Origin of the sequence: Pseudomonas sp. 91RF (assembly GCF_003576265.1) — a bacterium.
Lineage (GTDB): Bacteria > Pseudomonadota > Gammaproteobacteria > Pseudomonadales > Pseudomonadaceae > Aquipseudomonas > Aquipseudomonas kribbensis.
In genome coordinates, this window is sequence record NZ_QWFC01000029.1 from 324,901 (window position 1) to 351,316 (window position 26,416).

The following is a 26,416-nucleotide window of genomic DNA, read 5'->3' on the forward strand; positions in this document are numbered from 1 at the left end:
CCTGAATAAAAACGCCGCGATTCTACCGTTATGACGCCCGTGCCAACATGAGCGATATTCATGCAAAAGCGCCACATGCTCTAAATCCGCACAGGTTTGTTATGATCCCGCTCCTTCGTCATGGTCTTTTTCGAGTAGTCCCAATGTCCGATCGCAGCGTCCGCCTTCAAGCTCTCAAGCAAGCCCTCAAAGAGCGCATCCTGATACTCGATGGCGGCATGGGCACGATGATCCAGAGCTACAAGCTCGAAGAGCAGGATTATCGCGGCAAGCGCTTCGCCGACTGGCCGAGCGACGTCAAGGGCAACAACGACCTGCTGGTCATTACCCGTCCCGACGTGATCGGCGGCATCGAGAAAGCCTATCTGGACGCCGGCGCCGACATCCTGGAAACCAACACCTTCAACGCCACCCGCATTTCCATGGCCGACTACGGCATGGAAGAGCTGGCCTACGAACTCAACGTAGAAGGCGCACGACTGGCGCGCAAGGTGGCCGACGCCAAGACCGCCGAGAACCCGGACAAGCCGCGTTTCGTCGCCGGCGTCCTCGGCCCGACCAGCCGTACCTGCTCGCTGTCGCCGGACGTCAACAACCCGGGCTACCGCAACGTCACCTTCGATGAACTGGTGGAAAACTACACCGAGGCCACCAAAGGCCTGATCGAGGGCGGCGCCGACCTGATCCTGATCGAAACCATCTTCGACACCCTCAACGCCAAGGCTGCGATCTTCGCCGTGCAAGGCGTGTTCGAAGAGCTGCACATCGAATTGCCGATCATGATTTCCGGCACCATCACCGACGCCTCCGGCCGTACCCTGTCGGGCCAGACCACCGAAGCATTCTGGAACTCCGTGGCCCACGCCAAGCCGATTTCGGTCGGTCTGAACTGCGCCCTCGGCGCCCGTGAACTGCGTCCGTACCTGGAAGAGCTGTCGGACAAGGCCAGCACCCACGTCTCGGCGCACCCGAACGCCGGCCTGCCGAACGAATTCGGCGAGTACGACGAGCTACCGGTGGACACCGCCAAGGTCATCGAAGAATTCGCCCAGAGCGGTTTCCTCAACATCGTCGGGGGTTGCTGCGGCACCACCCCTGGCCACATCGAAGCCATCGCCAAAGCCGTCGCCGGTTACGCGCCACGGCAGATTCCGGACATTCCCAAGGCTTGCCGCCTGTCGGGTCTGGAGCCGTTCACCATCGATCGCAGCTCGCTGTTCGTCAACGTCGGCGAGCGGACCAACATCACCGGCTCGGCCAAATTCGCCCGCCTGATCCGCGAAGACAACTACACCGAAGCCCTGGAAGTCGCCCTGCAGCAGGTCGAGGCCGGCGCCCAGGTGATCGACATCAACATGGACGAAGGGATGCTCGATTCGAAGAAGGCCATGGTGACCTTCCTCAATCTGATTGCCGGTGAACCGGACATCTCCCGCGTACCGATCATGATCGACTCCTCGAAATGGGACGTGATCGAAGCCGGCCTCAAGTGCATTCAGGGCAAGGGCATCGTCAACTCGATCAGCATGAAAGAAGGCGTCGAGCAGTTCATCCACCACGCCAAACTGTGCAAACGCTACGGCGCTGCCGTGGTGGTGATGGCGTTTGACGAAGCCGGCCAGGCCGACACCGAAGCGCGCAAAAAAGAAATCTGCAAACGCTCCTACGACATTCTGGTCAACGAAGTCGGCTTCCCGCCGGAAGACATCATCTTCGACCCGAACATCTTCGCCGTGGCCACCGGTATCGAAGAACACAACAACTACGCTGTGGACTTCATCAACGCCTGCGCCTACATCCGTGACGAGCTGCCGTATGCCCTGAGCTCCGGCGGAGTGTCCAACGTGTCGTTCTCGTTCCGCGGCAACAACCCGGTGCGCGAGGCGATTCACTCGGTGTTCCTGCTGTACGCGATCCGCGCCGGCCTGACCATGGGCATCGTCAACGCCGGTCAGCTGGAAATCTACGACCAGATCCCGCAGGAACTGCGTGACGCCGTCGAGGACGTGATCCTCAACCGCACGCCGGAAGGCACCGACGCCCTCCTCGCCATCGCCGACAAGTACAAGGGCGACGGCAGCGTCAAGGAAGCCGAGACCGAAGAATGGCGTAGCTGGGACGTCAACAAGCGTCTGGAGCACGCACTGGTCAAAGGCATCACCACCCACATCGTCGAGGACACCGAAGAGTCCCGTCAGTCCTTCGCTCGCCCGATCGAAGTGATCGAAGGCCCGCTGATGTCTGGTATGAACATCGTCGGTGACTTGTTCGGCGCCGGCAAAATGTTCCTGCCGCAGGTGGTGAAATCCGCCCGCGTGATGAAACAGGCCGTGGCCCACCTGATCCCGTTCATCGAACTGGAAAAAGGCGACAAGCCGGAAGCCAAGGGCAAAATCCTCATGGCCACGGTAAAAGGCGACGTGCACGACATCGGCAAGAACATCGTCGGCGTGGTGCTGGGTTGCAACGGCTATGACATCGTCGACCTCGGCGTGATGGTGCCGGCGGAGAAGATCCTGCAGGTGGCCCGCGAAGAGAAATGCGACATCATCGGCCTGTCCGGCCTGATCACTCCGTCGCTGGATGAAATGGTCCACGTGGCCCGCGAGATGCAACGCCAGGACTTCCACTTGCCGCTGATGATCGGCGGCGCGACCACCTCCAAGGCGCACACGGCGGTGAAGATCGAACCGAAGTACAGCAACGACGCGGTGGTCTACGTGACCGATGCCTCCCGTGCCGTGGGCGTGGCGACGCAATTGCTGTCCAAGGAACTCAAGGCCGGCTTCGTCGAGAAGACCCGCGAAGAGTACATCGACGTGCGTGAACGCACGTCCAATCGCAGCGCCCGTACCGAACGCCTGAGCTACGCCGCCTCGATTGCGAAAAAACCGCAGTTCGACTGGGCTTCCTACACTCCGGTCAAACCGACCTTCACCGGCACCCGGGTGCTGGACAACATCGATCTTAACGTTCTGGCCGAATACATCGACTGGACACCGTTCTTTATCTCCTGGGACCTGGCCGGCAAATTCCCGCGCATCCTCGAAGACGAAGTGGTCGGTGAAGCGGCGACTTCGCTGTACAAGGACGCTCGCGAAATGCTGACCAAACTGATCGACGAGAAGCTGATCAGCGCCCGTGCGGTGTTCGGCTTCTGGCCGGCCAATCAGGTACACGATGACGATATCGAGCTGTACGGCGATGACGGCAAGCCAATGGCGCGCCTGCATCACCTGCGCCAGCAGATCATCAAGACCGACGGCAAGCCAAACTTCTCCCTGGCCGACTTCGTTGCGCCGAAGGACAGCGAAGTGACCGACTATGTCGGTGGTTTCATCACCACCGCCGGGATCGGCGCCGAAGAAGTGGCCAAGGCTTATCAGGACGCTGGCGACGATTACAACTCGATCATGGTCAAGGCCTTGGCCGACCGTCTGGCCGAGGCCTGCGCCGAATGGCTGCACCAGCAGGTACGTAAAGAACATTGGGGTTATGCCAAGGACGAAGTGCTCGACAACGAAGCGCTGATCAAAGAGCAGTATTCCGGCATCCGTCCTGCTCCGGGCTACCCGGCCTGCCCGGATCACACCGAGAAGGCCACCCTGTTCGCCCTGCTCGACCCCGAGGCGCAGGAAATGCGCGCCGGCCGCAGCGGTGTGTTCCTGACCGAACACTACGCAATGTTCCCGGCGGCGGCGGTAAGCGGTTGGTACTTCGCCCATCCGCAGGCGCAATACTTCGCCGTGGGCAAGATCGACAAGGATCAGGTGCAGAGCTATACCTCGCGCAAAGGCCAGGAACTGAGCCTGACCGAGCGCTGGCTGGCGCCGAACCTGGGTTACGACAACTAACCCAAAGCCCGAACAAAAGACCGCAGCCTGCCCCGCAGGCTGCGGTCTTTTTTCATGGGTTGGCTATGCTTGTCTGACACACACGGCAGACGAGGGATTTATGGACGATCCAGTCGACAACAAGCCACCGACCTTCTGGCAGATGCTGCACAGCGTCATGGCGGCGGCGTTCGGCGTGCAGAGTGGCAAGAACCGGGCAAGGGACTTCACCCATGGCAAGCCCAGCCATTTCATCTTCCTGGGCATTGCGTTCACGGCGGTGTTCGCCCTGACGCTGTTTGGCATCGTGCAGCTGGTGGTGCATCTGGCGGGCGCCTGAACCGCCTCAGTGCATCAGGGTCTGCAGGTTGAACGGATAGCGGTACGAGGCCGGGCGGCCCTTCGCCGACATCTTGTGAAAGTGCACGCCGTAATCCGGCGACGTGCCCATGGCCAGCATTCGGCGGGCATGATCCTTGTCGATCAGTTGCAGCAAGGGAATCTGTCGGTCGCGGCCACCGTACTCGCTCAGATCGACTCCCTGTGCATGATCGTGCACCTCTACCAGCGCCCAGCCTCCCAGGGTGAAATGACCGCCGAGCAAGGCGCTCAAGCGTCCGTCGATCATGGCCTGCAACGCCGCAGGCGAGGTATTGACCGCGCTGAACAGCACGTCTTTGCCCGGCACTTTCCCGATCTCGGAAACCGCTCGCATCGCACCGAAGGCCATTTCGTCGTTGGCCGCCCACACCAATGACACCTTGGGGTAACGAACCAGCAACTGCCGGGCCTGCTCGTAAGCGCGCTGCTGTGTCCAGCCGCCGTAGACCAGTTGCCGCAAACGGACTTCAGGATGTTCGGCCAGCGCCCGCTGCATGCCTTGCTCGCGCAACTGCGACGACGGCGTGATCTTCAGGCCGGAGAACGCCAGCAGTTCAATGCTGGCGCCGGGGGCCACCGGTGGATGCAGGCGGATTAACTCCTTCATCAACAGGTAACCGCCCTCCTCGTCATTGGGCACGAGGCTGCCGATCCGATCGGCCCGGTCCCCGACCAGTGCTTGCTGATTGGGGGTCAGAGCGGCATTGACGATAAACAGCTTTACCCCGCTCTGATTGGCCATGCGCAGGATCTGCGGCGCGATGTATTGCTCGTTGGCAAACATCAGATAGTCGGGGCGATCAGGGCCCTGCAGGGCTACCCGGGCCTGGGCCAGGGTCATTTCGGGCTGGCGCTGGGAATAGAGGATGCGCAGATCGACACCCAGGTCTCGCGCGGCAGCCTGCATGAATTGCGAGTAGCTGACCCAGAACGCTTCGTCGGTGGCACCCGGATTCAGAAACAGCACAGACTCTGCCCGCGCGCCGACTCCAAAGGCCAGGCCCAGCACAAGCAGACTGATGTGGAGAAACTTGAACATGAAACATCCGGGCCCGGGGAAAAATGGCCGCGCATTATAGCCATTCAATCGCCGGCCATTAGCGCCTGATCCCGCTTTTTGTCCGACAATCGTCGGCAGCGGGCCCGGAGGGGTCGTTTTACTGATGACTGACCCAGAACACCGCTGTGCCCACGACCAGAATGATCAGGAACAGAATGGCCCACGCATCGACACTGCTATCGCTTTTCCTTGCCTTGGTTGGATTGCTCATTGCATCGCCTCTTGTCGGTTTTATCGGTGATTGCAGAAAGACTCGACCACAGTTAAGACGATGATTGTCCGCACGACAAATGTGGGTTAGTTGACACCCGTTCTCGTTAGGCGATTTGGTTCTTTACATATACTCAAACATCACTTTTGCGCATAACTGCAAACGGGTATATTGCCCCGGCTCCATTAGGGAGTGCGCGGCCGTGCGCGCGTAATTGCCGAGGCACCATCGGACTCCAGCAAGCGAAAACGCAGCGTTTTCCGAGTAGCCCAAAGCCTGAGAACAGGACTTATATGTACGTATACGACGAGTACGATCAGCGGATCATCGAGGACCGCGTCAAGCAGTTCCGTGATCAGACCCGACGCTATCTGGCAGGTGAGATGAGCGAAGAAGAATTCCGCCCCCTGCGCCTGCAAAATGGCCTGTACATCCAGCGTTTCGCACCGATGTTGCGGGTGGCGGTGCCTTACGGCCAGCTGACTTCGCGTCAGATGCGCATGATGGCCAAGATTGCCCGCGACTACGACAAGGGCTACGCCCATATCAGTACTCGCCAGAACGTGCAGTTCAACTGGCCGGCGGTCGAAGACATCCCGGACATCCTCGCCGAGCTGGCCACCGTGCAAATGCACGCGATCCAGACCAGCGGCAACTGCCTGCGCAACGTCACTACCGACCAGTTCGCCGGTGTCGCGGCCGACGAGTTGATCGACCCGCGTCCGTGGTGCGAAATCGTTCGTCAGTGGACCACGTTCCACCCGGAATTCGCCTACCTGCCGCGCAAGTTCAAGATCGCCGTCAACGGTTCGACCTCCGACCGTGCGGCCATCGAAGTCCACGACATCGGTCTCGAGCCGGTGCACAACGCCGCTGGCGAACTCGGTTTCCGCGTGTTGGTTGGCGGTGGTCTGGGCCGTACTCCGGTGGTTGGCGCGTTCATCAACGAGTTCCTGCCGTGGCAGGACCTGTTGAGCTACCTCGACGCGATCCTGCGGGTCTACAACCGCTACGGCCGTCGTGACAACAAATACAAGGCGCGGATCAAGATCCTCGTCAAGGCGCTGACTCCGGAAGTCTTCGCCCAGAAAGTCGATGCCGAGATGGAACACCTGCGCGGCGGCCAGACCACCCTGACTGAAGCCGAAGTGCATCGCGTGGCCAAACACTTCGTCGACCCGGACTACAAGGCGCTGGAAAACCAGACCGCCGAACTGGCCACCCTCGACAAGGAACACCCGGGTTTCGCCCGCTGGCGCGCCCGCAACACCCTGCCGCACAAGAAGCCGGGCTACGTCGCCGTCACCCTGTCCCTGAAGCCGACCGGTGCTGCACCGGGCGACATCACCGACAAACAGCTCGATGCCGTCGCCGACCTGGCGGACCGCTACAGCTACGGTCAACTGCGCACGTCCCACGAACAGAACATCATCCTCGCCGACGTCGAGCAGAGCCAGTTGTTCACCCTGTGGGGCGAGTTGCGTGAAAGCGGTTTCGCCACGCCGAACATCGGCCTGTTGACCGACATCATCTGCTGCCCTGGCGGTGATTTCTGCTCTCTGGCCAACGCCAAGTCGATCCCGATCGCCGAATCGATCCAGCGCCGTTTCGACGACCTGGACTACCTGTTCGACATCGGTGAACTGGACCTGAACATCTCCGGCTGCATGAACGCCTGCGGTCACCACCACGTCGGCCACATCGGCATTCTCGGGGTGGACAAGAAAGGTGAAGAGTTCTATCAGGTCTCCCTCGGTGGCAGCGCCAGCCGTGATGCGAGCCTGGGCAAGATCCTCGGCCCGTCCTTTGCCCAGGACGACATGCCGGATGTGATCTCCAAGCTGATCGACGTGTACGTGGAACAGCGCACCGAAGACGAGCGCTTCATCGACACCTACCAGCGTATTGGCATCGACCTCTTCAAGGAACGCGTCTATGCAGCGAATCATTAAGAACAACGAGGTCGTCGACGAAACCTGGCACCTGCTGCCCAAGGATTTCAACATCGACGAAATCAGCAACTGCGACGACCTGATCGTCCCGCTGCAGCTGTGGCGTGAACACGCCCGCATGCTCAAGGCCCGCGATGGCGGTCTGGGTGTGTGGCTGGACGCCGACGAAGAAGCCGAGGAAATCGGCGACGACGTGGATCAGTTCCAGGTCATCGCCCTGAACTTCCCGGCGTTCACCGACGGCCGCAACTACTCCAACGCCCGTCTGCTGCGTGACCGTTACGGTTTCAAAGGCGAACTGCGGGCGATTGGCGACGTGCTGCGCGACCAGTTGTTCTACATGCGCCGCTGCGGTTTCGATGCCTTCGCCCTGCGCGCGGACAAAGACCCGTACGACGCCCTTGAAAGCCTCAAGGACTTCTCGGTGACCTATCAGGCCGCCACGGACGAACCGCTGCCGCTGTTCCGTCGCCGGTAAATTCCCGGGGCGTACTCAAAAAAAACGCCGGTCATTCGACCGGCGTTTTTTTATGCCCGCTTTACCAGAAACGTTGCTGGGTCAACCGGCTCCACCAACTCAACAGCAGACGGTCCACCGAACCGCTGGCCGCCATGCCGATACGTTCCTGCAGGCTTTTGCGCTCGGCATAGTGCAGGTGATAGACCTCGGATTTTTTCGCCCGGTCCGCCAGGTATTCGTCACTGGTCTTGAGTTCGTCCACCAGTTGTTTTTCCAGCGCCGCGAGGCCGAGCCAGACTTCACCGGTGGCGACTTCGTCGATCGCCAGCTGCGGGCGATAACGGGCGACAAAGTTCTTGAACAACTGATGGGTGATGTCCAGGTCTTCCTGGAATTTCTCCCGGCCCTTCTCGGTGTTTTCGCCGAACACGGTCAGGGTACGTTTGTATTCGCCGGCGGTCAGCACTTCGAAGTCGATATCATGCTTTTTCAGCAAGCGGTTGACGTTCGGCAACTGCGCGACTACGCCGATCGAGCCGAGAATCGCGAACGGCGCGCTGATGATCTTCTCGCCGATGCACGCCATCATGTAGCCGCCGCTGGCCGCCACCTTGTCGATGCACACGGTCAACGGCACGCCGGCCTCACGGATACGCGCCAGTTGCGACGAGGCCAGACCGTAGCTGTGCACCATGCCACCGCCGCTTTCCAGACGCAGGACAACTTCATCCTTCGGTGTGGCCAGGGTCAGCAAGGCAGTGATTTCATGGCGCAGGCTCTCGGTAGCCGAGGCCTTGATGTCGCCATCGAAATCCAGCACGAACACCCGGGGTTTGCTTTCGGGGTGTTTCTTCTGTTTTTTCTCGGATTTGGCCTCGCCCTTGCGCAGGGCCTTGAGCTGATCCTTGTCGAGCAGGCTTTGCTCCAGGCGCTCACGCAAGCCTTTATAGAAATCGTTGAGCTTGCTGACCTGCAGCTGGCCCGCGGTTTTGCGCCGGCCCTTGCTGCGCAACGCAGCGAAACTGGCCAGCACCACCAGAATGGCGATGACCAGTGTGACGGTCTTGGCCAGGAAGCTGGCGTATTCAGTCAAAAACTCCACAGTGACTCCTTCAAACGATGCGCCGTTGAAAAACGCGCGCGGGGATGACTCCAGCATACCCATGCACCGCCTCGTCGGCCAGCCGTGAAACCTCTGGAAACAGCCCTGTAACGGGCATTTCAAACAAGCGTATGTTTTTTCATTGACAGCTCTCCGTCATCCCCATAACCTCGCCACAACCTTCAACGTACCGGGATGACGCGGACGTGGGCAGCATCTACTTGATTCGACATGGCCAGGCCTCCTTCGGTGCAGACGACTATGACGTCCTGTCGTCGACGGGTGTGCGCCAGGCAGAGATCCTCGGCCGCCACCTCGCCGAACTCGGCGTCAGCTTCGACCGTTGCCTGTCAGGTGATCTGCGCCGCCAGCAGCACACGGCCAACAGCGCACTGGAACAGTTCGCCGCTGCCGGTCTGCCGGTTCCGGCTCTGGAAATCGATTCAGCCTTCAACGAATTCGACGCCGACGCCGTGATCCGCGCCCTGCTGCCGGCCATGCTGCCCGAAGAACCCGAAGCGCTGGACATCCTGCGCAACGCCGCACAGAACCGTGGCGAGTTCCAGCGCATCTTTGCCCTGATCATCGAACGCTGGCTGGCCGGCACCTACGACACGCCCGGCCTGGAAAGCTGGCTGGGGTTCGTCGAACGGGTCCAGGCCGGTCTGAACCGTATTCTCGATCAGGCCGACAACACCCAGAAAATCGCGGTGTTCACCTCCGGTGGCACCATCACCGCCCTGCTCCACCTGATCACGCAAATGCCTGCCCGACAGGCCTTTGAACTGAACTGGCAAATCGTCAACACCTCGCTCAACCAGCTGAAGTTCCGCGGTCGCGAGGTGGCTCTGGCTTCCTTCAACAGTCATGCACACCTGCAACTGCTGAAGGCCCCGGAACTCATCACTTTCCGCTGAGTCCGGATTACTGTGACCCTGCTGCAATCAACCAAAAAGGATCGAACCATGACCTCCGTAGCTGATGCCGTAAAAGCAATGCAAGCCAAGTTCAACCCAGCCGCTGCTGCCGGCCTGGATCTGGTCTTCGGTTTCAACATCACTGACGAAGACAAGCAATACGCTCTGATCGTCAAAGACGGCACTTGCGACATCCAGGAAGGCGAGAACGCCGACGCCAACTGCACACTGGTGCTGGACAGCGAAACCCTGAAAGGCATCGTCAGCGGCGAAACCGACGGCATGCAGGCCTTCATGGGCGGCAAACTGCGCGTTGAAGGCGACATGATGCTGTCGATGAAACTGTCCGAGCTGTTCCCGGCGTAAGTCGGCAGCCAGACTGCGAACAAATCCCGCCCCTGTGGCGGGATTTGTCGTTTCAGGCGCTCAAACCGGCAAACGACGCTGCCAACAACTCCTGTGTATACGGATGCCGCGCCGAGCCGAACAACGCGTCAGTTTCCCCTCGTTCCACCACCTCGCCGTCCTTCATCACAATCAAGTCGTGGGCCAGCGCTCGTACCACCGCCAGGTCATGACTGATGAACAGATACGTCAGACCGTGTTCCTCCTGTAACCGGCGCAACAGCGCGACGATCTGTTTCTGTACGGTACGATCCAGTGCCGAAGTGGGTTCGTCCAGCAGGATCAGATCCGGCTTGAGCACCAGCGCCCGGGCGATGGCGATGCGTTGCCGCTGGCCGCCGGAAAACTCGTGGGGATAGCGATGACGTGTCGCCGGGTCGAGTCCCACTTCCCGCAGGACATCGATCACGGCCTGCTCGCGTTCCTGCGCGTTCAAGTCACTGTGAACCTGCAAACCCTCGGCGATGATCTGCTCCACGCACAAGCGCGGACTGAGGCTGCCGAACGGGTCCTGAAACACCACTTGCAGGCGTTTGCGCAATGGTCGCAGTTGTTTGCCGCTCAAATGTTCCAGCGCTTCACCGTCAAAACAGATGCCACCATCGGCATCGATCAGACGCAGGATCGCCTGCCCAAGGGTGGACTTTCCCGAACCGGATTCACCGACGATTCCCAGGGTCCGTCCACGTTGCAGGCTCAGGTCAATGCCATTGACCGCGTGCAGCCAGGACTTGCGGCGCAACCAGCCACCACCGAGCCGGAAGCGCACATTGAGATCGCGCACTTGCAGCAGATCCTCCGCACTGCCCCTGTGCAGCGCCACGCCGCCGGGTTCGGCATTGAGCAAGTCGATACTGTAGGGATGCTGCGGCGTCCGGAATAACTGCTCGCAAGTCGCTTGCTCGACGATCTCGCCCGCGCGCATCACCGCAACACGCTGGGCAATCGTGCGTACAAGGTTCAAGTCATGACTGATGATCAGCAGCGCCATGCCCAGTCGTTGTTGCAGGTCCTTGAGCAGCAGCAGGATCTTGCGTTGCACGGTAACGTCGAGGGCAGTGGTCGGCTCATCAGCGATCAGCAGTTGCGGTTCGCAAGCCAGCGCCATGGCGATCATCACCCGTTGCCGTTGCCCACCGGAAAGCTGATGGGGGTAAGCCTTCAAGCGTTCATGGGGGCGTTGAATACCCACCAGCTCCAGCAACTCCAGAATCCGTTCCCGCGCCGCAGCCCCGGCCAGGCCTTTATGCAACGCAAGGCTTTCACCCAGTTGCCGCTCGATGCTGTGCAGCGGGTTCAGCGAACTCATCGGCTCCTGAAAGATCATCGCGATCCGGTTGCCGCGCAATTGCCGCAGATAACGCTCATGCACGCCGAGCAACTCTTCGCCCTCATAGCGAATGCTGCCTTCGATCTGCGTGATGTTCGGGTCGAGCAGTTGCAGGATGCTGTGGGCCGTCACCGACTTGCCGGAACCGGACTCGCCCACCAGCGCCAGGCATTCACCCGGGCGGATGTCGAGGTCGATGCCGTGGACCACTTCCTGGCCTTTGAAGGCAACCCTCAGGTCGCGTATTTCGATCAAATGTTCACGCATATCAAGTCCTCGGGTCGAAGGCATCACGGCAGGCTTCGCCGATGAAGACGAGCAATGAAAGAATCAGCGCCAGCGCAAAGAACGCCGTCAGGCCCAGCCACGGCGCTTGCAGATTGGTCTTGCCCTGACCGATCAGCTCACCCAGCGAAGCACTGCCCGCCGGCATGCCGAAGCCGAGAAAGTCCAGTGCCGACAAGGTCGCAATCGCCCCGGTAAGAATGAACGGCAGGTACGTCAGCGTCGCGCTCATGGCGTTGGGCAGGATGTGCCGCACGATCACCTGCGTATCGCCGACACCCAGCGCCCGCGCGGCTTTCACGTACTCCAGCCCACGGCTGCGCAGGAACTCGGCGCGCACCACGTCCACCAGGCTCAGCCAGGAAAACAGCGCCATGATCCCCAGCAGCCACCAGAAATTCGGCTCGACGAATCCGGACAGAATGATCAGCAGATACAGCACCGGCAGCCCCGACCAGACCTCCAGCAAACGCTGCCCGAGCAGATCGACCCAACCGCCGTAATAGCCCTGCAAGGCACCGGCGGCGATGCCGATCAGCGCACTGGTGGCGGTCAATGCCAAGGCAAACAGCAGAGACACCCGCGTGCCGAAAATCACCCGCGCCAGCACATCCCGCGCCTGATCATCGGTACCCAGCCAGTTGTCTCCGGAGGGCGGGCTCGGTGCCGGTTCCGTGAGGTCGTAATTGACCGTGTCGAAACCGAACGGGATTGGCGCAAACCACATGCGGCCGCCCTGCCCCTCGATCAGCTCGCGCACCTGGGCACTGCGATAGTCCGGTTGAAATGGCAGCTCGCCGCCGAAATCCTGCTCGGTATAACGTTTGAAGGCCGGGAAATACCATTCGCCCTGGTACGTCACCAACAGCGGTTTGTCGTTGGCGACCAGTTCACCTCCAAGGCTCAATCCGAAGAGTGCGAGAAACAGCCACAATGACCACCAGCCGCGCCGGTGAGTCTTGAACCGCGCCCAGCGGCGCTGCCCGATGGGAGAAAGTCTCAGCATCAGGCAGCCCTCGCCGTAAAGTCGATACGCGGATCGACCAGCGTGTAGCACAGGTCGCCCAGCAGTTTTATCAAGAGCCCGAACAGGGTGAAGATGAACAGCGAACCGAACACCACGGGGTAATCCCGCGACACCGCCGCTTCGTAGCTCAGGCGTCCGAGGCCGTCGAGGGAGAAGATCACCTCGATCAGCAACGAACCGCCGAAGAACACCGTCACCAGTGCCTGGGGCAACCCGGCGACCACCAGCAGCATCGCATTGCGAAACACATGCCCGTACAACACCTGCCTCTCGCTCAGTCCCTTGGCCCGTGCCGTGACCACATACAGCCGCGAGATTTCGTTGAGAAAACTGTTCTTGGTGAGGATCGTCAGGGTCGCGAAACCGCCGATCACCAGCGCACTGACCGGCAATACCAGATGCCAGAAGTAATCCGCGACTTTGCCCCACGGCGTCAGCTCGGCAAAGTTGTCCGAGACCAGCCCGCGCACCGGAAACCAGTCCAGCGCCGTGCCGCCGGCAAAGATCACGATCAACAGCAGCGCAAACAGAAACCCCGGCATCGCATAACCGATGATGATCGCCGCGCTGCTCCAGACATCGAATGCCGAACCGTTGTGCACGGCCTTGCGGATGCCCAGCGGGATCGACACCAGGTAGGTGATCAGCGTCGCCCACAACCCCAGCGACAAGGTCACCGGGAGTTTCTGCCAGATCAATTCCGTCACCGTCGCGCCACGAAAGAAACTCTTGCCGAAATCCAGTTGTGCGTAGCTCTTGAGCATCAGCCACAAGCGCTCGCTGGCGGGTTTGTCGAAACCGTACTGGCGCTCGATATCAGCCACCAGCTTCGGGTCCAGGCCACGGGTCGCGCGCGACTCGCCGCCAATGGTTTCAACATGGCTTGCGCCTACCGCCCCGCCGACACCGATCCCCTGCAGACGAGCGATGGCCTGCTCGACCGGGCCACCGGGGGCGGCCTGCACGATCACGAAGTTCACCAGCAGAATCGCCAGCAGGGTCGGCACGATCAGCAGCAGACGCCGCAGGCTATAACCCCACATGGGCGAACTCCTTTTGCTGTGTTTGCGCCTGAGTGGCGGTCAGCGCCGTGGGACTGATTTCCCACCAGGTGTCGAGGCCGGCGTCATACAGCGGTGCAATCGCCGGGCGGCCGAAACGGTTCCACCACACCGTGGAAATGCCCGGCGGGTAATAGTTGGGAATCCAGTAGTAGCCCCACTGCAGCACCCGATCCAACGCCCGGGCGTGGCGCAAGAGGCTTTCACGGCTGTCGGCCTGCACCACGCCTTCGAGCAACGCATCCACCGCCGGATCACGCAGCACCATGTAGTTGTTGGAGCCCGGATCATCGGCACCGTCGGAGCCGAAGTAGTTGAACATTTCACGACCCGGCGCCTGACTCACCGGATAACCGACGACGATCATGTCGTAGTCGCGACTGCGCACGCGATTGGTGTATTGCGCGGTGTCGACCTGACGGATATCGAAGCCGATGCCGATCTGCGCCAGGTTGCGTTTGAACGGCAGCAGCAGGCGCTCGAAGCCTTTCTGGCCGTTGAGAAAAGTGAATTGCAGCGGCTCGCCGGCAGCGTTGACCAGTTGATCGCCCCGGGGTTTCCAGCCGGCGGCCGCCAGCAGTTTCAACGCCTGCAACTGTTGCGCACGGATGTTGCCGCTGCCGTCGGTGCGGGGCGCTTCGAACACCTGGCTGAACACTTCATCGGGGATCTTGCCGCGCCAGGGTTCGAGGATTTTCAGCTCTTCGGCGTCCGGCAATTCAGTGGCCGACAGTGCGCTATGGGAAAAGTAACTGCGCTGGCGCAGGTACATGCTGCGCATCATCTGCCGGTTGCTCCATTCGAAATCCCAGAGCATGGCAATCGCCTGCCGCACCCGGCGATCCTGAAACATCGGCTTCTGCAGGTTGAACACGAAACCCTGAGCCCCTTGAGCCGCGCCGGGTGCGAGGTGTTCACGCAACAATTTGCCCTGCTCCAGCGCCACGCCGGCATAACCGATGGTGTAACTGGTGGCGGAGAATTCGCGGTTGTAATCGAAGCCGCCGGCCTTGAGCACTTGTCGCGATACGTCGGTGTCGGCGAAGAACTCCACACTCAACTGATCGAAGTTGTAGAGCCCGCGGGTGACCGGCAAATCCTTGCCCCACCAGTCCTTGACCCGTTGAAATTTCACACTGCGACCGGCATCCACTGCGCTGACCCGATAGGGGCCGCTGCCGGGCGGAATCTCGAAACCGGCGCCTTCGGCAAAGTCCCGGGTACGCCACCAGTGCTCAGGTAAAACAGGCAGCACTGCCAAGTCCAGCGGCAAGGTGCGGCTGTCGTTGTTCTTGAAGACGAAGCGCACCTGGGTTGGTGACTCGACCTGCACCTCGGCGACATCGCGAAACTGCTGCCGGTACTTCAGGCTGCCCTGAGTGGTGAACAGCTCGAAGGTGTAGCGCACATCATTGGCGGTAATCGGCTTACCGTCTTCAAAACGCGCTTGCGGATTGAGATAGAAACGTACCCAACGCCGATCCGCATCCAGCTCCATCCGCTGCGCCACCAGACCGTAGACGCTGTAAGGCTCGTCCTTGCTGCGATAAGCCAGCGGCGCATACAGCCAGCCGTCGAGTTCGGCGACGCCGGTGCCCTTATCGATGTAGGGAATCAGGTGATCGAACGGACCGCTTTCCAGCGAAGAACGCCGCAGGCTGCCGCCCTTGGGCGCATCGGGATTGGCGTAGGCCAGGTGCTGGAAGTCCGGGGCGTACTTCGGGGCTTCGCCGTAGACCGTAAGGGCATGCTGAGGCTGCGCAAATATCGCAGGGCTCAGCAGAAGACATACGCCCAGCAAAGTGAGTCTGGAAAACATGGGCAGATCCTTTAACCGCGTGCCTGCCTGATTGTGTTGTGCAACAGGCGGCCACTTTTTATAGGGCCGGTTTTAGAACGATGGGTTACTAAAACCGGCCATGTCTGGTCATTTTCAGAACTTGTAGTTGAGCCGCGTGTACAGCGTTCGCCCAAACGGGTCGCCGTATTTCGGGTCGTAGCCGCTCTGAAAGGTGTAGGTCTGGTTACTGAATGGCGGCTCGCGATCGAACAGGTTTTTTACCCCCAGCGTCACTGCCAGGGTCTTGCGCCAGGTGTAGGTGCCGGCCACGTCCCAGACGTTGTAGGAGCCAACGTAGTCGTGGGTCTCGCGGTCCGAGTCGTGATAACCGCTGGTGTAGCGGTTGGTCAGGCTCGCGCCGAACGGGCCGTAATTCCAGCTGCCGGTCAGGCTGTGGCGCCAGCGGGCCACCGCGCCGGCCGACGCGAAGTCACCCCCGCGAAAATCGCCGAGTTTGTCGATGAAATCGCCCTTGAGCTGCTGCTGATACTCGTAACGGCTGACATAGGTCCCTTGCAGGCCGATGCCGAAATCACCGTATGGCGTGCTCGGCAGGCGATAGTCGAAGCTGACGTCGACGCCGTTGGTCTTGATCTTGCCGAGGTTGGCCAGACCGGTGACGACATGATCGATGGAGCCGTCAGGCTTGCGGATCAAGCGTTCCGGATACAGTTCCGGGTTCTCGAACACTGCAGATTCGGGGAACTCGGCAATCTGGTTGGCGATGCTGATCCACCAGAAATCCAGCCCGGTGGTCAGGCGATCGAACGGCTGATAAACGAAACCGACGGTGACGTTGCGCGCGGTTTCCGGGCTCAGGTCCGTGTTGCCGCCCGTGGTCCGGTTGAACTGCTGGGCGCAGTCGCGGTTGGCGATCCCGCCGTTGCTCGGATTGCCACCGGCACACAGGCGCGGGTCGTTGTAGTTGGCGTTGGTGAAGGTAGTGAAATTCGGGTTATAGAGTTCATACAGCGACGGCGCGCGGAAACCTTCGCTATACGCGCCGCGCACCACCAGTTCCTTGAACGGCTGGAAACGGAACGAGTATTTCGGGTTGGTCGTGCTGCCGAAATCGCTGTACTTGTCATGCCGCACAGCAGCTGACAACTCCAGGCTGTCGAGCACCGGCACATTGACCTCGGCATATTGCGCCGAGACGCTGCGATCCCCTGACACGCTGCCGTTGGGGTCCACGCCGAGACTCTGCACATCACCGGCAAACGCAGCGAAGTCCTGATGGAAGTCTTCCTTGCGGTATTCGCCGCCCAGCGCCAATGCCGATGGACCAGCACCGAACCAGTCGCCGATCTCGCGGCTGACACGGCCGTCAATCGCCTTCACCCGGCCCACGGCCGTTGCGTAATCACCGTCCACCGCGTTGGCGGCCAGCAACGCCGAACCGGCAGCCGTCTGCGGCCCGAACGGGTTGATCACGCCATTGGCAATCCCCTGGCTGACGGCGCGGTCGTTCACGTAACCACTGCGGATCGTGTCGACCACTTTGTTCTGGTTGTACGAAGCGCCAAGGTTGTAATCCCACCCGACCAGCGTGCCGTCGAAACTCAGCAGCAGGCGCTGACCGGTGTTGTCGTCTTCGTGGCGGCGGGCGCCGACCGCCGTTTCACGCGAGTTCACGTCCACCGGTTGCGTCGGATCAAGGGCAAAACCGCTCGGCCCGGGGGTGATGCCGTTGCCCGGGTAAAATGTCGTGCCGGGATTGACCTGATTACCCATCAGGGTGCCGGGACCGATCTGGGTGCGGTTTTCATTGCGTGCCCAGAAGTATTCGAGGCTGACGTTATGGTCGTCCGACAGCTTGCCGGTGGCTTTGGCGAAGGCCGAGGTCTTCTCGGTTTCCGGCACCAGATCCAGGTAATTCCACAGACTCTGGCGGCAGATGCCATTGCGTGACAGCAGCCCCGGTGCATTGCAACCGGATCCCGCCAACGGGTTGGTAGCGTTGCTGCCCTGGCTCCAGTTGGCAGGCGATGCCGTGCCGGAGGTGTAATCGAGCCCTCGCCCCGGCTGATAGTTGTAGGTGTAACCACGATCTTCAGCGGCCAGCCGTTGCTGCTTGTCGTAACTCACGACGCCGAAGACGTTGAAGCGATCATCCTGCAAATCACCGAAACCCCAGCTGCCGCTGAAGTTGCGGCTTTCACCGCCGCCGGAGTGCGTCGGCGTGTCATAACTCGTACTGATCTGACCTTCGGTGAGGCTGGTCTTGGTGATGAAGTTGATCACCCCGCCGATGGCATCGGTGCCGTACAGTGCCGAGGCACCATCACGCAGAACCTCCACCCGGTCGATGGCGGCGAACGGAATGGTGTTGAGATCCACACCGGAGCCATTGATGGCGTTGGTCGCGTTGTTGCTCAAGCGGCGCCCGTTGAGCAGCACCAGCGTCTTGTTCGGGCCGATGCCACGCAGGTCGGCATAAGACGCCCCGCCACTGCTCGAACCCACCGAACGCCCTGAACCTACGGAGGACTGGTTGGCAGAGATGCGGTTGACCAGCTCTTCTGTGGTCGTCACACCTTGCTTCTGCAATTCTTCCACCCGAAGGATGGTCACCGGCACGGCGGTTTCGGCATCGACCCGGCGGATCGCAGTGCCGGTCACTTCGACCCGTTGCAGTTGAGTGGTCGGTTCTGTGGCACTGCTGTCGGCGGCAATCGCCGGCAATGTGTTGATCGCCAGCAGCAAGGCCACGCTCAACGGGGATCTAACGGGTGAAAATCGAATCATGAACAGCCATCCCTGCGTTTTGGTTTATGCAGGGATGTGCGATGACATGAGGAGATTTATAGGGCGCGGTTTAGACCGTTGGGTGATGAGGTTATGCAAATCGATAAGCCCACTCATCAACTCAAAACCATCTCCTTGAGCAAACGGGTATCCAGCCCGAACCGCTCCTGCGAGACCATCCTGAACTGCCCCTCTGCCAAATCGCAGCTCACCAGCAGGTTCCACGAATGCCGGGTTGCCGCCGAGGGAATCAGTACAAACGGGTGCTCGGCCAGCAACGCGTCGGCAAACAATTGCTGATTGGGTGAAGGCTGTGCAGGACTCAGCCAGTAAGGGTTCGGCACCTCTTCGGGCTGCACGATTTTTACCTTCGCATTGTTGATGACTTCGAAACACGTCAAAACATAAGGCTCGCGGTCCAGAGCATCAAAACTATGGTTGGCTGCCACCTCCAGAATGGCCGACGACGGATCGACGGATGCATACACGACGCGTCGTCCGGGAATGTTCCATCGACCTCCTCTCATCTTTGACCCCATCCCGCTATCCCACGTTCTTCCATAAACCTCGCGATCAAGCCGCCATGCATACCAATGTTTGTCCCACGGCAAGGGGTTCATGGGTAAACCCCGTAGATCAGCTGCACCAGATACTGCTCCACCATCTGAAAACCCAATGGATGCAGGGTCAATTCCAGCGGCACATGGCCGTGAAAATAGGTAGAGGGTTTCTGCATCCAGTCCTCCGCCCGTGGTTGCCCCCCGAAGGCCCGAATGGCCAACTCCAGCACCAATGCATATTGGTAGGCAATGACGCTCTGTTGTGGGTCAAGCCGTATCGGTTCATCTTCTTTCAGCAGTCGCCGGATCGTTCTGACCGACTTGCCTGTGATGAGTTTGACCACGTCGCCTTGCTGGTAAAGCTCGCAGGTCGAAAGCATGTCGACGACGTCTTTCAACTCAAAGCCTTCATTCGTAAGGTGAACGATCATCATGGCGTCATCACCGATGTTCCGGCCATGTACGAGCAATTCGACAGGCTTGCCCGCGACCTTCTTCAAACCCGTCAACCGGGGCACCTTTGCACTGGGCAACGTGACGTCCTCCATGGGGCATCTGGCACGATCAGCGCGCCATTGATGGCAGGTGGAATAAGCAGGTGTTTCGTATTCGAGGTGTGCAGTACGCATGATCCATCCATTATCAGAGGCCTGAACGTCCAGGCCGTTTACGACTTCAATGTCACAACCGATGCTATAGATCACGCTTCCGACGACCAACCTGAAAAAGTCGTCGGAAATATCCCCGCTTTCACGCAAAACCCGCTTGTTTCCGTAGGACGTTCCGGGCGAAAAGTCTCATCCCCCGAAGTGATAACTCACATCCAGCCACCACTGCCGCCCATACGGGTCGTAGTTGCCGGTGGGGTAATACGGCCAGCCTGCCGAGTCGTCATGCTTGACCTGATTGAGCACGTTGTTCACGGTCAGCCCGACGCTTGCCCGCTCGTTCAAGCGATAGCGCGCGCTGGCGTTGAACACTGTCCACGGCGAGAGACGCCCGTCACCCGCGCCGTTGGTGACGGAGCCATACCGAATGCCCATCAGGGTCGCCGTGGCCTTCTGATAATCCCAGGTCAGGCTGGCGTTGACCTTGCTGCGCCAGTCGTAGTTGCTGCGCGAAGTGCGCAAGTCCTGGGTCGGGGCTTCGTCAGATTCCTTGTAGAAATGCGACAGCACCAAGGTGTAGCCAAGCGCCGAACTGAACGCGCCGTACTGGCCGGCGCCCCAGCGAATGTTGCTCTTGAAGTCCAGACCGCTGACCCGCTCGCTGGCGGCGTTGATCGCATTGACCCGCACCCGCTGCAACTGGTTTGGATCGATGGCGGCATTACCGGGATTGCGATCGACGCGTGCCAGAGTTGACTGACAGTTGGCCGAGTTGATGTCCTGAGTGCCGTTGCGGCATTCGTTCTCTTCCTGCAACAGGCGGTTTTCGTCGACGGTGGTCAGCAGGTCATCGATTTCCACCCGCCAGAAGTCAGTGGAGAAATCAAAGTTGCGCGACGGCGACCAGACAAACCCGTAAGTCCAGGATTTCCCGCGTTCGGATGCCAGGTCCGCCGTGCCGCTCTGGGTGTAATCGACTCGCCCACGATCACAGGCGCCCTCCACGCCCTGGCTGCAACCGTAGTAGTCGATCTGCGCCGGGTAATAGCCGTTGCTGTCGGACTGGTAGATGTAGTTCAGGTCCGGCGCACGGAAACTGGTACCGTAACTGCCGCGCAGCAACAGGCTGGTGATCGGCCGCCACTCCAGGCCGAGGTTGTAGGTTTTCTGCTGTTCGGTGCGGCCACTGAATTTGTATTGGTCCCAGCGCCCCGCCGCTGTCGCCAGCACAGTGTCAGTCACCGGAATGCTGAACTCACCGCCCGCTGCGTATCGCTTGCGCGAACCGCCGGAGCTTTGCGCCGGGGTCACGCCATAAAAACTGCCATCGTTGAGGCTGTCGTCCGGGTCGATGCGGTATTCCTGTTTGCCTGCTTCCAGTACGCCGGCAAATCCGACCGGACCGGCCGGCAGGTCGAACAGATCGCCATTGACCGAGGCGTTGTAGCTGGTGGACACCGACTTGCTGCTCTGGGTCAAGTCACCGCGAAACTGCTGCCATTCCTGCGGTGTGAGTGGTCGATCAAGACGTGAAGCATTCGGAGAGAAGACCGGGTAGCCGCCGCGTGTGCCGAGCTGTGGGCCCAAGTAGAAATCCTGAATCGACGACAGCGGCGTGTAGCGTGTGGTGCGCACGCTTTTGTATTCCGAGCGGTTGGCGGCCAGGTCATAGTGCCACCCGGTGTCGGCGATTTTGTCGGAGAGGCCCAAGGTGCCGGTCCACGAGGTATCGCGCCACTTACTGTTGTTGCTGGTACGCCCGCCGATTTCCTCTTCACCGAAACGCCGATACCAACGCTCCAGATTGCCGCTGTTCTGGTTGATGAAGTCCGGCGACGTGAAGGTCGGGCCACGGGTGTTGTTCTGGATGTGGTCGAGGCCATACATCAGGTCGGCAAAGACCTGGCCGCTGTCGCTGAAATGCCAGGTACCGCGGGTGTAGCCGTCGTAGTTTTCCTTTTGCGTCTGGATCGTCCAGTAATCGTTGTACATCTGGTCGGTGCGGCAGCGCCCGCCGCTGTTGAACAGTTTGTTGTCGAACGTGCCTTGATAAGCACCGCAGCCCGGCCCCAGATAACGATTGTTGCTCAGGTCGCGACGATAACCGACATCCGCCAGCGGCCCGCTCTGCATGAAGCCCCGGTCATCGGCCCAGATCGGATCACGATTGGTCAGCTCAAGTCCGAACAAACCATCGAAGTCCCCCCAACTGCCGCCACCACTGATCTGCAACCGCTGATTGTCACCGCCTCCGCGCTCGCTGGTGCCGCCCTTGAGGTTGACGTCGACGCCATTCATTTTGTCCTTGAGGATGATATTCACCACCCCGGCAATCGCGTCCGAACCGTAGATCGCCGAGGCGCCGCTGCTGAGGATTTCGATGCGGTCGATGATCGCCGAGGGAATGTTTGCCAGGTTGGTGAAGTTGACCTTGCCGTCGTACGGTGTCGGGTAATCGGCGACCCGCCGGCCATTGATCAGCACCAGTGTGTGATTCGGACCAAGCCCGCGCAGGTTGAGGGCGCTGGCGGCCGGTTGCCAGGTGTTGCCGTAGTCTTCGCCCTGGGTCATGCCGGTGTTCTGGGTTTGCGTGGCGAGGGCGTCGTAGACGTTCTTGTAGCCCCGCGCTTCCATCTCTTCATGGGTGATGACGTTGACCGGCGTCGCGCCATCGCTCTGCGCCCGGGCGATCCGCGAGCCGGTGACCGTGACCTTTTCCATGCGGTAATCGGCGTTGCTGGCGGGAACCACGGCGGCAGCCTTGACCGGTGCGGCGCCTGGCGCATCGGCCTGGCGAATGCTCAGGCCTTGAGTGCCCTGCTCGACTTGCAGCCCGCTGCCGAGCAAAGCTTTCTCTACCGCTTGCCGGCCGCCCAACGCACCGCGCACCGCACTGCTGCGCTTGCCCTGAACCAGATTCTGACTGAAGGAAATCGGCACGCCGGTCTGGCGCGAGATATCCAGCAGCACCTCATCGAGCGCACCGGGAGCGATGTCGAAAGTGAACACTTGAGCGGCGGCGTCTTGCGCCAGAACGGCCGAAGGAACGATGCCCATCGCCAGCGCGGTGGCCAGCGTCAGGCAGGTTGATTGTTGTTTGAATGAGAACATCGAGGGGCTTCCCTGTTGAAGGCGTCTGCAGGGAATGAGCAGCGGGCCGGCGCTTTTTATAGGGGGGCGGATAGACCGGGAAGTTATGGTTTTATAACCGCGCCTCGATGCTCACCCAGTACGGGTTGTGCCAGGTCACGCGGATCGGCAGCGAGCGTTCGAGCAGCTGCAATGTTCGGTCGCTGTCGTCCAGCGGATAGAGGCCGCTGAGACGCAGACCGGCAACTTCGGGGCTCAGGTGCAGAATCCCGCGCCGGTAACTGCGCAGGCTGTCGATGACTTCGCTGAGGGGGCGATCGCGCACTTCGAGTCGCCCTTGGACCCATGCACTTTCCTGCCCTTTGCTGCGTTCCAGCGCGAGGATTTCCTGACCGTTGAACAGCAAGCTCTCGCCCGCCCCCACCACTTGCCGCGCGCCGCTGGCAGTGACCACTTCGACTTGCGAGTGCAGCATCACCAGCCGCGTCGAATCCTCAGCGCGCTGCACCAGGAATTTCGTACCGAGGGCGCGCATCCGCCCGTGTTCGGTTTCGACCACAAACGGCCGGGCCGGATTTTTCGCCACATCGACCAGCAGCTCCCCGCTGTGCAGGGCCAGCAGACGCTCTGCGCTGTCGAATCGCGGCACCACGCGGCTGCGGGCGTTCAGCATCAAGGTGCTGCCATCTTCCAGCGTGAATTCACGTCGCTCGCCTGTGCCGGTCGACAACTCGCCGACCTCGGGCAACCAGCCATAACGTCGCCCGAGCAACCCGGCCAGCACCGCGAAGCCGAGCACGCTCAGGCTGCCGCTGATGAATCGACGACGGCTGCTGGAGGGCGCATTCAGGCTGTGCAGCACACTCTCACGGGGCAACCCGCGCAGGTTCGCATGGCGCAACAGATTCAGTCCGCCGCCCATTTGCTCGATGATCTGCTGATGCCGTGGATCCGCCGCACGCCAGGCGTCGAACGCTGCGCGCTCTTGCAGGCTGACGTCGCCCGACTGCAACAACGCCATCCATTGCGCTGCCTCATCGATCAGCGTTTCGTCCGGTCTCATGCCTGCATCGCCTGATAGCAACGTTTGAAGGCTTCGACCATGTACTGCTGCACCCGACTGGTGGAGACGCCGAGGCGTTCGCCGATTTCGCTATAGGTCAGGCCATCGAGCTGATGGTAGAGAAACGCAGCCTTGGCCTTCGCTGACAAGCCATTGAGCAAGCGATCCACCGCCAGCAGCGCTTCGATCACCAGCTCCCGTTCCTCCGGCGACGGATGCACTGGTTCCGGCGCCAGCGCCAGGCTTTGCAGATAGGCACGCTCCAGATCCTGCCGGCGCCAGCCTTCGTAGACCAGACGCCGGGCAATCGTGGTCAACAGCGCACGGGGTTCGCGAATGGCCAACGGATCGGGCAATGCCAGCACCCGCAGAAAAGTTTCCGAAGCAATATCCTGTGCGCTGTGCGGGCAGCCGAGGGTGCGGCTGACTGCGGCGCATAACCATCGGTAGTCCTTTTGGAACATTTGCCCGATGAGCTGGTAATGCGGGTTGTGACTCCCCATGCCTTACTCCCTGAAAACGGGCTCCACCCGCTGCGAAAATCCATGGATACGCCGGGATCGTCCGGCGTTGATCAGGGCTGCGACTGTGCAATAGCGTCGCGGACATTTGAAGTAATAAAAAATCAGGATATGCGAACCATTGAGCATAAGACGCTTTGTCGCCACGGCAACATTGGCTGACACAACGTTGATCTCGATCAGTGGCGCCCGCCACGCCAGTCTCTAACCTTGCGCCTCCATCGATAGCCACGGACGGCTCACCGGAGCCTGCGGCTGACCTTTCAAGGAAGAGCAATCATGCGATCACTCAACATCATTCTTCTGTCTTCGGCGTTCAACGGTCTGACCCAACGTGCCTGGCTGGATCTGCGTCAGGCGGGCCATTCGCCGAGCGTGGTGCTGTTCACCGATGAAGCCGCCGTGTGCGAGCAGATCGAAAACAGCGGCGCCGACCTGGTGATCTGCCCGTTCCTCAAGGATCGCGTTCCCCATGCGCTGTGGAGCAATCCGCAACGTCCGGTGGTGATCATTCACCCCGGCATCGTCGGTGATCGCGGCGCCAGCGCGCTGGACTGGGCGATCATGCGCGAGCTGCCAACCTGGGGCGTAACCGCGCTGCAAGCGGTGGAAGAAATGGACGGCGGCCCGGTCTGGGCCACCTGCGAATTCAACCTGCCGGCAGGCCTGCGCAAATCCGAGCTGTACAACGGCCGGGTCAGCGACGCGGCGATCCGTTGCATCCGCGAAGTGGTGGAGAAATTCATCGAAGGTTTCGTCCCGGTGCCCCTGGATTACACCGATCCCAAGGTTCGCGGCTGCCTGCAACCAAACATGAAACAGGACGACCGCACCTTCAGCTGGCACGACTGCTCGCGCTTCATCAAGCGCTGCATCGACGCGGCGGACGGCCAGCCCGGCGTGCTCGCCAGCCTCGCCGGCGGCCAGTATTACGTGTATGACGCGCACCTCGATCAGCGCACCGGCATCCCCGGCGAAATCCTCGCGGTACACGACGATGCGGTGCTGGTGGCCACCGGTGATCACAGCCTGTGGATCGGCTCGCTGCGACGCAAACCGCAACCGGGTGAAGAAACCTTCAAGCGTCCGGCGCGGCATGTGTTGGCCGGACAATTGGCGGATGTACCGGTGCTGGACTGGTCGATCGCCAACGCACCGTTCAGCGATGAGGCCTATCAGCCGATCCGCTATCGCGAGTCCGGGTGGGTCGGCGAGCTGACACTGGAGTTCTACAACGGCGCCATGAGCACCGAGCAGTGCCAACGCATGGTCGATGCCTTGCGCTGGGCCAAGTCCCGCGACACCCAGGTGCTGCTGGTCAAGGGCGGGCGCGGCAGCTTTTCCAACGGTGTGCATTTGAACGTGATTCAGGCTGCCGAAGATCCGGGCGCCGAAGCCTGGGCCAATATCCAGGCCATCGACGATGTCTGCGCAGAATTGCTCAGCGCACGGCAACTGGTGGTCAGCGGGGTCACCGGCAATGCCGGTGCCGGGGGCGTGATGCTCGCCCTGGCGGCTGACATCGTGTTCGCCCGCGCCGATATCGTGCTCAACCCGCATTACAAAAGCATGGGCCTGTACGGCTCGGAATACTGGACCTACAGCCTGCCCCGCGCCGTCGGCCCGGCCATGGCCGAACAATTGACCCAGGCCTGCCTGCCGGTCAGCGCTGCCCAGGCGTTGCAACTGGGCATGGTCCAGGAAATCGGTCCGCGTTGCCCGGACGAGTTCTCGCTGTGGCTGCTACAACGGGCAAACGCGGTACTGACCGATCCGACCTATGCGCCGGTGCGTGAACGCAAGCTGCGGGTCGATCATGAGTTGATCCGCCAATGCCGCGAAAGCGAGCTGCAGGAGATGCAGGAGGACATGCTGTACAACCGCAATCAGTTTGCCGAGAAGTGCCGCAATTTCGTGTACAAGCGCAAGACGTGCTGCACGCCCTGTCTCTTATACACATCT

At 60.8% G+C, this 26,416-nt stretch carries 19 protein-coding genes; 7 read left to right on the forward strand and 12 right to left on the reverse strand.

Going from position 1 to position 26,416, the window contains the following annotated elements; all coding sequences use genetic code 11:
* The first annotated feature begins 143 nt into the window (after nucleotides 1-143).
* Together metH and DXT77_RS16135 are read left to right on the forward strand one after the other, a co-directional pair.
* Nucleotides 144-3,854 carry a methionine synthase gene (gene metH / locus DXT77_RS16130; RefSeq protein WP_119428375.1) on the forward strand — a complete coding sequence of 1,237 codons (3,711 nt, stop codon included), beginning with the start codon at nucleotides 144-146 and terminating at the stop codon, nucleotides 3,852-3,854.
* A gap of 100 nt (nucleotides 3,855-3,954) precedes the next feature.
* A complete protein-coding gene (locus DXT77_RS16135) occupies nucleotides 3,955-4,173 on the forward strand; it encodes a DUF2970 domain-containing protein (protein WP_065257810.1) in 219 nt (72 codons plus the stop codon).
* Between the two features lie 6 nt (nucleotides 4,174-4,179).
* On the opposite strand, the gene DXT77_RS16140 is transcribed toward DXT77_RS16135, so the two are convergent.
* On the reverse strand, nucleotides 4,180-5,253 hold the full coding sequence (locus tag DXT77_RS16140; RefSeq protein WP_119428376.1) for an ABC transporter substrate-binding protein: 1,074 nt from the start codon (nucleotides 5,251-5,253) through the stop codon (nucleotides 4,180-4,182).
* 525 nt (nucleotides 5,254-5,778) lie between these two features.
* Between DXT77_RS16140 and DXT77_RS16145 the strand changes: the two genes are divergently transcribed.
* Both DXT77_RS16145 and DXT77_RS16150 read left to right on the forward strand, forming a co-directional pair.
* Nucleotides 5,779-7,437 (forward strand): nitrite/sulfite reductase, encoded by a 1,659-nt coding sequence (locus DXT77_RS16145; protein ID WP_119428377.1) that lies wholly within the window; start codon nucleotides 5,779-5,781, stop codon nucleotides 7,435-7,437.
* Nucleotides 7,421-7,915 carry a DUF934 domain-containing protein gene (locus tag DXT77_RS16150; protein WP_085730747.1) on the forward strand — a complete coding sequence of 165 codons (495 nt, stop codon included), beginning with the start codon at nucleotides 7,421-7,423 and terminating at the stop codon, nucleotides 7,913-7,915. Before DXT77_RS16145 ends, DXT77_RS16150 begins: the two co-directional genes overlap by 17 nt.
* A gap of 61 nt (nucleotides 7,916-7,976) precedes the next feature.
* Here DXT77_RS16150 and sohB read toward each other — a convergent pair whose 3' ends face one another.
* A complete protein-coding gene (sohB, locus tag DXT77_RS16155) occupies nucleotides 7,977-8,999 on the reverse strand; it encodes a protease SohB (protein WP_119428396.1) in 1,023 nt (340 codons plus the stop codon).
* A gap of 206 nt (nucleotides 9,000-9,205) precedes the next feature.
* On the opposite strand from sohB, the gene DXT77_RS16160 reads away from it, so the two are divergent.
* Complete coding sequence (locus tag DXT77_RS16160; RefSeq protein WP_119428378.1) at nucleotides 9,206-9,916, forward strand: histidine phosphatase family protein; 711 nt, start codon at nucleotides 9,206-9,208, stop codon at nucleotides 9,914-9,916.
* A 48-nt stretch (nucleotides 9,917-9,964) separates the two neighbouring features.
* Entirely contained in the window at nucleotides 9,965-10,282 is a 318-nt protein-coding gene (locus DXT77_RS16165) for an SCP2 sterol-binding domain-containing protein (RefSeq protein WP_114883460.1), read from the forward strand.
* A gap of 52 nt (nucleotides 10,283-10,334) precedes the next feature.
* Here the strand turns inward: DXT77_RS16165 and DXT77_RS16170 are convergent, their stop codons facing one another.
* The 10 genes from DXT77_RS16170 to DXT77_RS16215 all read right to left on the reverse strand — a co-directional run bounded on the left by DXT77_RS16170 (nucleotide 10,335) and on the right by DXT77_RS16215 (nucleotide 24,436).
* On the reverse strand, nucleotides 10,335-11,918 hold the full coding sequence (locus tag DXT77_RS16170; protein WP_119428379.1) for an ABC transporter ATP-binding protein: 1,584 nt from the start codon (nucleotides 11,916-11,918) through the stop codon (nucleotides 10,335-10,337).
* A 1-nt stretch (nucleotide 11,919) separates the two neighbouring features.
* Nucleotides 11,920-12,942, reverse strand: coding sequence for an ABC transporter permease (locus DXT77_RS16175; RefSeq protein ID WP_119428380.1), 1,023 nt, complete (start codon nucleotides 12,940-12,942; stop codon nucleotides 11,920-11,922).
* Nucleotides 12,942-14,006, reverse strand: a complete 1,065-nt coding sequence (locus DXT77_RS16180) for a microcin C ABC transporter permease YejB (protein WP_119428381.1) — start codon at nucleotides 14,004-14,006, stop codon at nucleotides 12,942-12,944. The genes DXT77_RS16175 and DXT77_RS16180 overlap by 1 nt, the downstream gene beginning before the upstream one ends.
* A complete protein-coding gene (locus DXT77_RS16185) occupies nucleotides 13,993-15,843 on the reverse strand; it encodes an extracellular solute-binding protein (RefSeq protein WP_119428382.1) in 1,851 nt (616 codons plus the stop codon). Before DXT77_RS16185 ends, DXT77_RS16180 begins: the two co-directional genes overlap by 14 nt.
* A gap of 114 nt (nucleotides 15,844-15,957) precedes the next feature.
* On the reverse strand, nucleotides 15,958-18,612 hold the full coding sequence (locus DXT77_RS16190; protein ID WP_119428383.1) for a TonB-dependent receptor: 2,655 nt from the start codon (nucleotides 18,610-18,612) through the stop codon (nucleotides 15,958-15,960).
* A 116-nt stretch (nucleotides 18,613-18,728) separates the two neighbouring features.
* Nucleotides 18,729-19,232: an RES family NAD+ phosphorylase gene (locus tag DXT77_RS16195; protein ID WP_119428384.1), complete on the reverse strand. Its 504-nt coding sequence runs from the start codon at nucleotides 19,230-19,232 to the stop codon at nucleotides 18,729-18,731.
* A complete protein-coding gene (locus DXT77_RS16200) occupies nucleotides 19,229-19,720 on the reverse strand; it encodes an MbcA/ParS/Xre antitoxin family protein (RefSeq protein ID WP_119428397.1) in 492 nt (163 codons plus the stop codon). The genes DXT77_RS16195 and DXT77_RS16200 overlap by 4 nt, the downstream gene beginning before the upstream one ends.
* 249 nt (nucleotides 19,721-19,969) lie before the next feature.
* Nucleotides 19,970-22,891: a TonB-dependent receptor gene (locus DXT77_RS16205; RefSeq protein WP_119428385.1), complete on the reverse strand. Its 2,922-nt coding sequence runs from the start codon at nucleotides 22,889-22,891 to the stop codon at nucleotides 19,970-19,972.
* Between the two features lie 91 nt (nucleotides 22,892-22,982).
* Nucleotides 22,983-23,933, reverse strand: a complete 951-nt coding sequence (locus DXT77_RS16210) for a FecR domain-containing protein (RefSeq protein WP_119428386.1) — start codon at nucleotides 23,931-23,933, stop codon at nucleotides 22,983-22,985.
* Nucleotides 23,930-24,436 (reverse strand): sigma-70 family RNA polymerase sigma factor, encoded by a 507-nt coding sequence (locus DXT77_RS16215; RefSeq protein ID WP_085710106.1) that lies wholly within the window; start codon nucleotides 24,434-24,436, stop codon nucleotides 23,930-23,932. The genes DXT77_RS16210 and DXT77_RS16215 overlap by 4 nt, the downstream gene beginning before the upstream one ends.
* Before the next feature lie 297 nt (nucleotides 24,437-24,733).
* On the opposite strand from DXT77_RS16215, the gene DXT77_RS16220 reads away from it, so the two are divergent.
* Nucleotides 24,734-26,416, forward strand: a 1,683-nt coding sequence (locus tag DXT77_RS16220; RefSeq protein ID WP_119428387.1) for a hydrogenase maturation protein, incomplete at its 3' end; no start/stop codon positions are given.

Coding starts and splice junctions, on each gene's coding strand:
- metH (WP_119428375.1), top strand. CDS start 144: ATGTCCGATCGCAGCGTCCGCCTTCAAGCTCTCAAGCAAGCCCTCAAA.
- DXT77_RS16135 (WP_065257810.1), top strand. CDS start 3,955: ATGGACGATCCAGTCGACAACAAGCCACCGACCTTCTGGCAGATGCTG.
- DXT77_RS16140 (WP_119428376.1), bottom strand. CDS start 5,253: ATGTTCAAGTTTCTCCACATCAGTCTGCTTGTGCTGGGCCTGGCCTTT.
- DXT77_RS16145 (WP_119428377.1), top strand. CDS start 5,779: ATGTACGTATACGACGAGTACGATCAGCGGATCATCGAGGACCGCGTC.
- DXT77_RS16150 (WP_085730747.1), top strand. CDS start 7,421: ATGCAGCGAATCATTAAGAACAACGAGGTCGTCGACGAAACCTGGCAC.
- DXT77_RS16165 (WP_114883460.1), top strand. CDS start 9,965: ATGACCTCCGTAGCTGATGCCGTAAAAGCAATGCAAGCCAAGTTCAAC.
- DXT77_RS16170 (WP_119428379.1), bottom strand. CDS start 11,918: ATGCGTGAACATTTGATCGAAATACGCGACCTGAGGGTTGCCTTCAAA.
- DXT77_RS16175 (WP_119428380.1), bottom strand. CDS start 12,942: ATGCTGAGACTTTCTCCCATCGGGCAGCGCCGCTGGGCGCGGTTCAAG.
- DXT77_RS16180 (WP_119428381.1), bottom strand. CDS start 14,006: ATGTGGGGTTATAGCCTGCGGCGTCTGCTGCTGATCGTGCCGACCCTG.
- DXT77_RS16185 (WP_119428382.1), bottom strand. CDS start 15,843: ATGTTTTCCAGACTCACTTTGCTGGGCGTATGTCTTCTGCTGAGCCCT.
- DXT77_RS16190 (WP_119428383.1), bottom strand. CDS start 18,612: ATGATTCGATTTTCACCCGTTAGATCCCCGTTGAGCGTGGCCTTGCTG.
- DXT77_RS16195 (WP_119428384.1), bottom strand. CDS start 19,232: ATGAACCCCTTGCCGTGGGACAAACATTGGTATGCATGGCGGCTTGAT.
- DXT77_RS16200 (WP_119428397.1), bottom strand. CDS start 19,720: ATGGAGGACGTCACGTTGCCCAGTGCAAAGGTGCCCCGGTTGACGGGT.
- DXT77_RS16205 (WP_119428385.1), bottom strand. CDS start 22,891: ATGTTCTCATTCAAACAACAATCAACCTGCCTGACGCTGGCCACCGCG.
- DXT77_RS16210 (WP_119428386.1), bottom strand. CDS start 23,933: ATGAGACCGGACGAAACGCTGATCGATGAGGCAGCGCAATGGATGGCG.
- DXT77_RS16215 (WP_085710106.1), bottom strand. CDS start 24,436: ATGGGGAGTCACAACCCGCATTACCAGCTCATCGGGCAAATGTTCCAA.